The sequence below is a fragment of the Herbidospora yilanensis genome, from assembly GCF_001570565.1.
Classification (GTDB): Bacteria; Actinomycetota; Actinomycetes; order Streptosporangiales; family Streptosporangiaceae; genus Herbidospora; species Herbidospora yilanensis.
In genome coordinates, this window is sequence record NZ_BBXE01000041.1 from 91,594 (window position 1) to 101,179 (window position 9,586).

The 9,586-nt window shown below is 69.1% G+C and carries 7 protein-coding genes and 2 tRNA genes; 6 read left to right on the top strand and 3 right to left on the bottom strand.

What is annotated here, in order from left to right; translation table 11 throughout:
• Positions 1-24: 24 nt before the first annotated feature.
• Both AW273_RS31265 and AW273_RS31270 read right to left on the bottom strand, forming a co-directional pair.
• Positions 25-579 (bottom strand): NUDIX hydrolase, encoded by a 555-nt coding sequence (locus tag AW273_RS31265; RefSeq protein WP_062356128.1) that lies wholly within the window; start codon positions 577-579, stop codon positions 25-27.
• On the bottom strand, positions 576-1,835 hold the full coding sequence (locus tag AW273_RS31270; protein ID WP_062356130.1) for a zinc-dependent metalloprotease: 1,260 nt from the start codon (positions 1,833-1,835) through the stop codon (positions 576-578). Before AW273_RS31270 ends, AW273_RS31265 begins: the two co-directional genes overlap by 4 nt.
• Before the next feature lie 82 nt (positions 1,836-1,917).
• On the opposite strand from AW273_RS31270, the gene AW273_RS31275 reads away from it, so the two are divergent.
• From AW273_RS31275 to AW273_RS31300, 6 genes are all read left to right on the top strand, one after another.
• Complete coding sequence (locus AW273_RS31275) at positions 1,918-2,988, top strand: NAD-dependent epimerase/dehydratase family protein (protein ID WP_232327689.1); 1,071 nt, start codon at positions 1,918-1,920, stop codon at positions 2,986-2,988.
• Positions 2,989-2,997: 9 nt separating this feature from the next.
• Entirely contained in the window at positions 2,998-3,420 is a 423-nt protein-coding gene (locus AW273_RS31280; protein WP_062356136.1) for a molybdenum cofactor biosynthesis protein MoaE, read from the top strand.
• 34 nt (positions 3,421-3,454) lie between these two features.
• A complete protein-coding gene (locus tag AW273_RS31285) occupies positions 3,455-4,498 on the top strand; it encodes a YlbL family protein (RefSeq protein ID WP_062356138.1) in 1,044 nt (347 codons plus the stop codon).
• 167 nt (positions 4,499-4,665) lie between these two features.
• Complete coding sequence (locus tag AW273_RS31290; protein WP_369409277.1) at positions 4,666-7,587, top strand: UPF0182 family membrane protein; 2,922 nt, start codon at positions 4,666-4,668, stop codon at positions 7,585-7,587.
• A gap of 56 nt (positions 7,588-7,643) precedes the next feature.
• Positions 7,644-7,717: transfer RNA gene (locus AW273_RS31295), tRNA-Met, on the top strand.
• 84 nt (positions 7,718-7,801) lie between these two features.
• Positions 7,802-7,878 (top strand) — tRNA-Met (locus AW273_RS31300).
• 837 nt (positions 7,879-8,715) lie between these two features.
• On the opposite strand, the gene AW273_RS31305 is transcribed toward AW273_RS31300, so the two are convergent.
• The gene (locus AW273_RS31305) at positions 8,716-9,126 is read right to left on the bottom strand and encodes a hypothetical protein (protein ID WP_062356195.1); all 411 of its coding nucleotides are present in this window, start codon (positions 9,124-9,126) and stop codon (positions 8,716-8,718) included.
• Positions 9,127-9,586: the final 460 nt, after the last annotated feature.

Below are 9,586 nucleotides of genomic sequence, written 5' to 3' on the forward strand. Positions count from 1 at the left end.
AGCGCCGCGCAGGGGAGGGGTAAGTCAGTTGTGAAGATCGTGTGCGAGCATCGCGCGGGCCCTGTGCGCGAGCCGCCGGGTGGCCATGTCGCTCGGCTCGGGGATGTCGTCGACCGGGAACCAGTCGAGCGCGAGCGACTCGTCACTGATCACGAACTCGGCGCCGGGCGGCGCGACCGCGCCGAACTCCACGTCGAGGTGCCAGCACCGCGGCGGATGGCACCAGACCTCGTGCCGGTCGAGCGCCAGCGGGCCGGGCAGCAGGGTCAGGCCGGGGATGCCCGACTCCTCGACCGCCTCACGCAGCGCCACGTCGGGCAGCGTCCGGTCGCCAGGCTCGCAGTGGCCGCCCATCGGGAGCCACAACTTCGCCTTCGGATGGTGGGTGAGCAGCACCTTCGCGCCGTCGTGGGACAACACCGCCGTCGTGGCGGTCAGGTGCCCCGGTGCGCACTCACGCCACATGCCGTTCTCGTGGTCGGCCAGATGACGGAGGAACTCCTGGCGGAGCGTCTCCTCCTGCGGGGTCGGGCCGGTCCAGGCCGCCAGCAGCGCCGCGGCTTCGTCGCGCAGGGTCACTTGTCTTCGTCGTCGTTTTCTTCGAGGAACTTCAGCAGGCCGAGGTCGAAGTCCTCCTTGCCGGCCACGAACGCCTCGGGGTTGTCGAGGTCGTCGGAGTTCGGCATGAGGTCGGGGTGGCTCCACACCGCGTCGCGCTCGTCGACGCCGCGCGCCTCGCCCAGCGCCCTCCACAACGCCGCCGCCTCGCGCAGCCGCCGGGGCCGCAGTTCCAGGCCGACCAGCGTGGAGAAGGTGAGCTCGGCGGGACCGCCGGAGGCCCGGCGGCGCCGGACCGTCTCGGCCAGCGCGCCGGCCGAGGGCAGCTTGCCCGCCGCCGCCGCGTCGACGACCGTGGCGACCCAGCCCTCGACCAGCGCGAGCGTGGTCTCCAGGCGGGCCAGGGCGGCCTTCTGCCGCTCGGTCTCGGCGGGCTTGAGCAGGTCGCCGCCCGACAGGATCTCCTGGAGCCGCGACGGGTCGTTGATGTCGAGCCCCTGGAGCTTCTCCTGGAGGGCCGAGACGTCGACGGTGATGCCGCGGGCGTATTCCTCGATCGCCCCGAGCAGGTGTGACTTCAGCCACGGCACGTGCTGGAACAGCCGGTGATGAGCCGCTTCACGAAGGGCCAGGTAGAGGCGGATCTCCTCGGCGGGCAGTTCGAGCCCCTGGCTGAACGCCGCGATCCCGCCGGGCAGCAGTGCGGCGGTCTCCGACAGCGGCAGGCCGATGTCGCTGGTGCCGATGACCTCCCGGGCGAGGGTGCCGAGGGCCTGGCCGATCTGCTGGCCGACCATCATGCCGCCCATCTGCTTCAGCATGCCCATCAGCGGCCCCGCCATGGCCTGCGCCTCGGCCGGGAGCCCGGCGGCGCCGAGGCTGCCGCCCATGGTCTCGACCATCTTGGCGGCCACCGGGTCGCAGAGCTGGCCCCAGATCGGCGTGGTCTTCTCGATCCACTCCGACCGGCTCCACGCCTGCGGGTTCGACACGCCGCTCGGCAACGACGTGGCCTCGTTGAGCCACAGGTCGGCCAGGTTCAGCGCGTCGACGACCTGGCGTCTCTCCCCTTCCATCACGCTGGGATCACCGCCGTCGGCGACCACCGCGTGGCGGGCGATGTTCTTCGCCATCTCCCAGTTCACCGGACCGGAGCCCGGTGGGGCCGAGAGCATGTCGGCGAACTGGCGCATCGCCTGCGCCATCTGCTCGGGGTTGCCGAACATGGCGAACGGGTTCTCGTTAGGATCGTTTTCGCGACCTGGCAGGTCAGTCACCGCGCCACCTCGTGCAGGATGGAGGAGTCCACATCCGCCACGTTATCCGTCGTGGGGCGTGTCAGCGCAAAGTGAGGACCGCGTGCCAGTCTCGAAACGCCATCGTCCGCCCGTCGTCGCCGTCACCGGCGCGGCCTCGGGAGTAGGCAGGGCGTTCCTGTCGAAAGTCGCCTCGTCTGCGGATTTCCGCCGTGTGGTGGCGATCGACGCGCAACGCGGCGACGTCACCGACGTGACCTGGCGGGTGCTTGACATCCGCGATCCGCTCTTGGCGAACCGGATCTCCGACGTCGACGTGCTGGTCCATCTGGCGGGCGACTTCTCGCTCGACGGCGACCCCGCCGAACGCCGGGCCTACAACCTGCGGGCCGCCCAGACCGTCCTCACCGCCTCGGCCGCCGCCCGCGTGCGCCGGGTGGTGCTGGTCACCAGCGCGATGGTGTACGGCGCCGACGCCGACAACCCCGTGCCGCTGCCCGAAGACGCCCCCGTGGCGGCCGAACCCGACACCGGCGTCGTGGGCGACCATCTTGAGATCGAGTCGCTGGTCCGCCGCTCGCTGCGGGCCCACCCCGGCCTGGAGGTCGTGGTGCTGCGCCCGGCCGCCCTGGTCGGGCCCGAGGTCGACACCGTGGTCACCCGCCACTTCGAGGCCCCCCGCCTGCTCGTCGTCAAGGGCTGCCTGCCCCGCTGGCAGTTCTGCCACGTCGACGACCTCGTCTCGGCCCTGGAACTGGCCGCGCTCGGCCACGTCAACGGCGTGGTCGCGGTGGGTTCCGAAGGCTGGCTGGAGATGGAGCAGGTCGAGGAGGTCTCCGGCGTACGCCGCTTCGAGCTCCCCGCGGGCCTGACCTTCTCCACGGCCCAGCGCCTCCACCGTCTGGGCATCACCCCGGCCCCGGCCACCGACCTCCACTACGTCGTCTACCCCTGGGTCGTCGACTGCGCGACCCTGCGGGCCGCGGGCTGGAAGCCGGCCTGGACCAACGAGGCCGCCCTGCGCGAGCTGATGACCTACCGCGAGGGCAAGCACGCCGTCGTCGGCCGCCGCCTCTCCGGCAAGGACGCCACCCTGACCGCCGCCGGCGCCACCGTCGCCGTCATCGGCACGGCCGCGATCGTCCGCGCGGCCCGGCGGAAGAAGAAGATTTAGACTCGTCGGGTGGACGTCATCCGCCTCCTGGCCATCCGCGAGACCCCGCTCTCCGTCGACGAGGTGGTCGCCGCCGTCGGCGACCACGCGGCCGGGGGCACCACGCTCTTCATCGGCACCGTCCGCGACCTCGACGAGGGCCGCGGCGTCGAGCTGCTGTCCTACTCGGCCCACCCGAGTGCCGAGGCCGAGCTCCGGCGGGTGGCCGAGAAGGTGGCCGCCGACTTCCCGGTGACCGCGCTCGCGGCCGTCCACCGGGTCGGCGACCTGGAGCTGGGCGACATCGCGGTGATCGTCGCGGTGGCCTGCCCCCACCGGGGCGAGGCGTTCGCGGCATCGCGGCGGCTGATCGACGACCTCAAGCACGAGGTGCCGATCTGGAAGAACCAGCGCTTCACGGACGGATCGGCCGAGTGGGTCGGCGCCTGTTAGCCGCTCCTTATCGGTGAGCCCTTAGAGTTCTGGCATGTCCCGACGTGCCCTCACCCTGCTCGTGGCGGGTTTCCTCACACTCGCGCTGGCTGTGGGCGGAGCGCTGCTCCCCGTCCCCTACGTGGTGTTGTCACCCGGCCCGACCGAGAACACGATCGGCGACGTGAAGGGCAAGCCGGTGATCACCGTCACCGGCCACCAGACCTATCCCACGACCGGCATGCTCAGCATGGTCACCGTCGCCTACCAGGGCGGCCCCGGCAACCGCATCGGCCTGCTGACCGCGCTGCGCGGCTGGCTCGACGACACCATCGCCGTCGTGCCGGAAGAGACGATCTTCCCCAGGGAGCAGACCGTCGAAGAGGTCGAAGAGGAGAACACCGCCGAGATGGCGACCTCCCAGGAGACCTCCACCGCCGCCGCCCTGCGGGAACTCAAGATCGCCTACCAGAACGTGGTCGAGGTCGCCAGCACCGACAAGGGTTCCCCGGCCGAGGGCAAACTGCTGCCCGGCGACGTGATCACGACCGTCGACGGCGACCCGGCCACCGACATGGAGACGGTGGCCTCCCTGGTCCGCAAGCACACCCCCGGCGACGACGTCACCTTCGGCATCGACCGCAAGAACGTCAAACAGGACGTGACGGTCAAGACCGTGAAGGGTCCCAACGGCCAGGCCATCGTCGGCGTCCGCATGGGGATGTCCTACAAGTTCCCCTTCACCGTCGACATCAGCGTCGGCGACGTCGGCGGCCCGAGCGCGGGCCTGATGTTCTCCCTGGGCATCTACGACAAGCTCACCCCCGGCCCGCTGACCGGCGGCAAGGCCATCGCCGGCACCGGCACGATGGACGGCGAGGGCAACGTCGGCGCCATCGGCGGAATCGAGCAGAAGATGGTCGGCGCCAAGAAGGCCGGCGCCACGGTCTTCCTGACGCCCTCGGCGAACTGTCCCGCCGCCGTCGCGGCCGTCCCCGACGGATTGCGCCTGGTCAAGGTCGACACCCTGAACGGCGCCATCAAGGCGATCGACGCGATTCGGACCGGATCGGGATCCGTCCCCGCCTGCGCTTCCTGAACACTTTCCCGAGAGCTTTCCGGAAGCGCAGCACTGCCGAACGCGGTGTAGGTTGCCAGGCACAGACCGTTTGTGCTTTTGACCAAAGGGGTTTGGCGTTGAGCTTCCGGAGCCCCGGAGCCGGTCGGGCGATGCGCGTGCCCCGCCGGCCCCGCCTGCTCATTCCCGTGGGAATCGCGATCGTCGCGGTCGTGATCGTCCTCTACATCTTCGCCGGTTTCTATACCGACTATCTCTGGTATGACTCGGTGCAATTCAGTTCGGTCTTCTCGACCATGCTGATCACCCAGATCCTGCTGTTCGTCGTCGGCGCCGCCCTGATGGTCGGCATCGTCGGCGGCAACATGGCCCTGGCCTTCCGGGTGCGTCCCATGTTCGGCCCCGGCATGTTCGGCAACGCCCAGGGCGCCGACCGCTACCGCCTGGCCATCGACCCGCACCGGAAGATCATCTTCCTGATCGGCATGGCGATCCTCGCCCTGTTCGCCGGGTCGTCGACCTCGGGCCAGTGGAAGACCTGGCTGCTGTTCCAGAACGCCACGCCGTTCGGCAAGGTCGACGCCGAATTCGGCATGGACCTGTCGTTCTTCACGTTCACCTATCCGTTCCTGCGGATGGTGCTGAACTTCCTGTTCGTGGCGGTCGTCCTGTCGGCGATCGCGGCGGCGCTGGTCCACTACCTCTACGGCGGCTTCCGCATCCAGACCCCCGGCGGGGTGCACGCCTCGCGCGGCGCGCGGGCCCACCTGTCGGTGCTGCTGGGCGTGTTCGTGCTGCTGAAGGCGCTGGCCTACTGGCTCGACCGGTTCGGCCTGGTCTTCTCCGACCGGGGCAAGGTGTTCGGCGCCTCGTTCACCGACGTCAACGCGGTGCTCCCGGCCAAGACCATCCTCGCGTTCATCGCGCTCATCTGCGCCGCGCTGTTCTTCGCGGGGGTCGTGCGCTCCGGCGGCATGCTGCCCGGCGTCGCGCTCGGCCTGCTCGTCCTGTCGGCGGTCCTGATCGGCGGCGTCTACCCGGCGCTCGTCGAGCAGTTCCAGGTCAAGCCGAACCAGCAGGCCAAGGAGCGCGACTACATCGACCGCAACATCAAGGCGACGAGAGCCGCCTACGGGGTCGACAACGCGACGGTCACCCAATACGGCGCCGAGACCGAGGCCAAGCCCGAGGTGCTGCAGACCGAGTCGTCCCAGATCCCCGGCCTGCGCCTGCTCGACCCGAGCGTGCTCAGCCCGACCTACCAGCAGCGGCAGCAGATCCGCGGCTACTACCAGTTCCCCGAGCAGCTCGACGTCGACCGCTACAAGAACCCGGCCACGGGCAAATACCAGGACACGGTCGTGGCGGTCCGCGAGATGGGCACCCCGCCGGCCGCCCAGAGCAACTGGATCAACGACCACCTCGTCTACACCCACGGCTTCGGCTTCGTGGCCGCCCCCGGCAGCGCGGTCGACGGCAGCGGCGTGCCGAGCTTCAACGAGAAGGACATCCCGCCGACCCAGGCCCTCGGCAAGTACGAGCCCCGGATCTACTTCGGCGAGAACTCACCCGAATACTCGATCGTCGGCGGCCCCCAGGGCAGCAACCCGGTCGAGCTCGACTACCCCGAGCAGAGCACCAGCGGTCAGAAGAACAACACCTACGCCGGCACCGGCGGCGTCCCGGTCGGCGGCATCTTCACCCGGTTCCTCTACGCCCTCAAGTACGGCGAGACCAACCTGCTGCTGAACTCCAGCATCAACGCCGACTCGAAGATCATGTACGTCCGCAAGCCGATCGAGCGCATCCAGGCGGTGGCCCCGTTCCTGACGCTCGACCGCGACCCCTACCCGGCCATCGTCGACGGCCGGATCAAGTGGATCGTGGACGCCTACACCACCTCCGACGCCTACCCCTACTCCGAGCCGCGCAGCCTGGAGACCCTCACGACCGACGTGACCTCCCAGCTCCAGCCCGGTATTCCGCAGGTGCCGCGCGACAACATCAACTACATCCGCAACTCGGTGAAGGCCACCGTCGACGCCTACGACGGCACCGTCACCCTCTACGCGTGGGACGACACCGACCCGGTGCTGAAGACCTGGCAGAAGGCCTTCGGCGGCATCGTCAAGCCCGCGTCCGAGATCTCCGACCAGCTCCGTGAGCACCTGCGCTACCCGGCCGACCTGTTCAAGGCCCAGCGCGAGATCCTCACCGAATACCACGTCACCGACCCCGACTCGTTCTTCGGCGGCCAGGACTTCTGGAAGGTCCCGGAAGACCCGGCCACCAAGAAGAGCAAGCAGCCGCCCTACTACGTGACCATGAAGATGCCGGGCGTCGCCCAGGAGAAGTTCTCCCTGACGACCACGTTCGTCCCGAACAACCGGCAGAACATGGCCGCGTTCATGGCGGTCGACGCCACGGCCGACGCGAAGAACGCGAAGCTGGAGATCCTCCAGCTACCGAGCACCACGACGATCCAGGGTCCGCCCCAGGCGCAGAACACGTTCCTGACCGACCCGACGGTCTCCGCCCAGCTCAACATCCTGAGAGGCAGCGGCGGAGCCACCGACGTCATCTTCGGCAACCTGCTGACCCTCCCGTTCGGCGGTGGCCTGCTCTACGTGGAGCCGGTCTACATCCAGCCGAAGGACGAGGCGGCCGGCCGCTTCCCGACCCTCCAGAAGGTCCTGGTCCTCTACGGCCAGCGGGTCGGCTTCGGCGACGACCTGGAGACCGCGCTGAAGCAGGTCTTCGGCGAGGCGGGCACCAGCCAACCGGCCGAGCAGAACGAGGAACAGACCCAGCCGACACAGAACGAGCAGGCCGAGACACCGGCACAGCAGGCCTCGGTCTCCACGGCGCTGGGCAAGGCGCAGAAGGCCTACGAGGACGCCCAGGCGGCCCTGTCGGCCAACCCGCCCAACTGGCAGGCCTACGGCACCGCCCAGGCCGCCCTGAAGGCCGCTCTCGACGAGCTGGCCGCCGCCCAGGGCGCGGCGGCGAGCCCGGCCCCGTCACCCAGCCCGTCATCGACCCCGGCCGCCTCGGGGTCGGCGACACCGACACCCACGGCGACACCCTCGACACCACCGCAAGCGCCCTGATCGGAGCATTCGATTTGCCGCATCACCCCGCGCCGGATAGTCTTAAGACACACCGACGCGGGGTGGAGCAGCTCGGTAGCTCGCTGGGCTCATAACCCAGAGGTCGCAGGTTCAAATCCTGTCCCCGCTACTCAGCCAAAAGGCCCGGAGATCACTCTCCGGGCCTTTTGATTTGCACTACCCGACGTTCATGGATAGTGTTCTTACATACCGACGCGGGGTGGAGCAGCTCGGTAGCTCGCTGGGCTCATAACCCAGAGGTCGCAGGTTCAAATCCTGTCCCCGCTACCAAGAAAGTGGCCCGGTTCCAGATCTGGAACCGGGCCACTTTGTTTTCCCTCGTGTACGAGATGGCGATTCCCGGCCAAATGATCTGATGTCGAATTTGCGCGGTGGGTCTTGGCCGGTCGAATCGGGAATTCGCGAAATTCGGGTGAGACGGACGGCTGAGCCGGTGGATCCGAGGTGGCCCCGCGACGACCTCGCCGTCACCGTGCTCAAGACCGGCCGGGGAGCCCGGCGTCATCGCGGCTGACTCTTCTGGTTGTGAACAACACGTCGATGTTCACCCGATCGGATGTTGCTCCTCGGGCTGTGGGTTTCAGCCGAGGCGACATCGAGTCGTTGTGTCCACGTCCCCGCGGGCCCTGCCGACGTTCGGGCTCGGGTTCCGGTGCGCCGTGTGGGCGGCCCCACACGGCCGGCATGACTAAGGCGTTCGGCACGCTCATTGCCGGTCGGATCTCGGCGGGGCGTGCGGAGAGTCGGGCTGCCCGAGGTGACTCGTGGCGGTGCATTGCGGGAGCGGCCGGTTGCCGCCGAGCACTCGCCGGGCCGGACACGGCGAGGAGGGTGGGGTGGGCGGGAGCCGTAACGGAGAGAGAACTTCCCCCATCGCGGGCCGTAGGGGTGGTGGGGCCTGATCCCGACCCCCGGAATCAGGCCCCGTTCCCCCTTGGTGGTGCTTGGGTGGCCCGGTTCCGACGGGATCGGAACCGGGCCGGGCCGTACCCCGGGGTGTGGGTGTGGGGTGCGGGCCATCGGCGGAGGGCGGTCGCGGGGTGGCAGCCCCTGGTGTGGTCGCCTTCCGCGTTCATGCCGCGGTGGCTTCGAGCTCTACGGCTGTGGTCAGTGCGGCAGGCTGCGGTGCACGCTCACGCAGCGGCGCAGTCGGCTGCTCGCCGGGCCCATGCGCCGCGGCTCGCGGACCGGCTGGTCGAGCGCGGCCACCAGCGCCTGGGCAGTCTTGGCGTCGGCCAGCACCCGGGCGGCCTCCTCACCCACGGGAAGCTGGCCGTTCTTGGCCAGCTCGTGCTCAAGGAAGGTCATCGGCTCGGGTTCGCCCGTCGCGTGGGCGGCGACCGTCGCGCGGCTGGCCGTCAGGAGGGCGAGGTAGTAGTTGCGCAGGGACGCCTCTCGCATGCGCGCCTGCTCCAGGTCGTCGAGCAGTTCCCTGGCGATCCGGAGAAGATCGCCGGCGTGCCCGGCCTCGGCCGTGATGTGGGCGCGGATGTCGTCGAACTCCGAGCGCTGCGTCATGATGGCCACCTCCACGGCGGGGGTCCAGACGCCGGGTTGGCGCCGGGTGACTCCCGCATCTCATTCGTATCCCGCCCTGATTGCGGTCGGCTTGACATCGGCTTGCCCTCACCGAGGTCATGCGGCCGCGCTCGAACCGGGTGCTACTTAGATGCGCGAGTGACCAGGTTGGTTGTCAGGCCACGGCAGTCGTTTGTGGCGTGAGTGGTCGGGGGAACTGTTAGTCTTCTCGTGTCGGCCTGGTCCGGCGAAACCCCACCCACCGCCTCACGGCGATCCGGCGTGGGTTGCTTCATCCCCTGAACCCCAAGGTCTAGCGGCTGGTTCGCCTTCCGCCCCGATCGCTGGTAAGTTAGAGGGGTTGCCCTCCGGAAGGGGGGCGCCGAATTCCTCTCGGATTCGGGCCCGGAAGTCAAAACACTGAGTTTGACACTAAACGGGGCCACTGAGAAGATAAAGG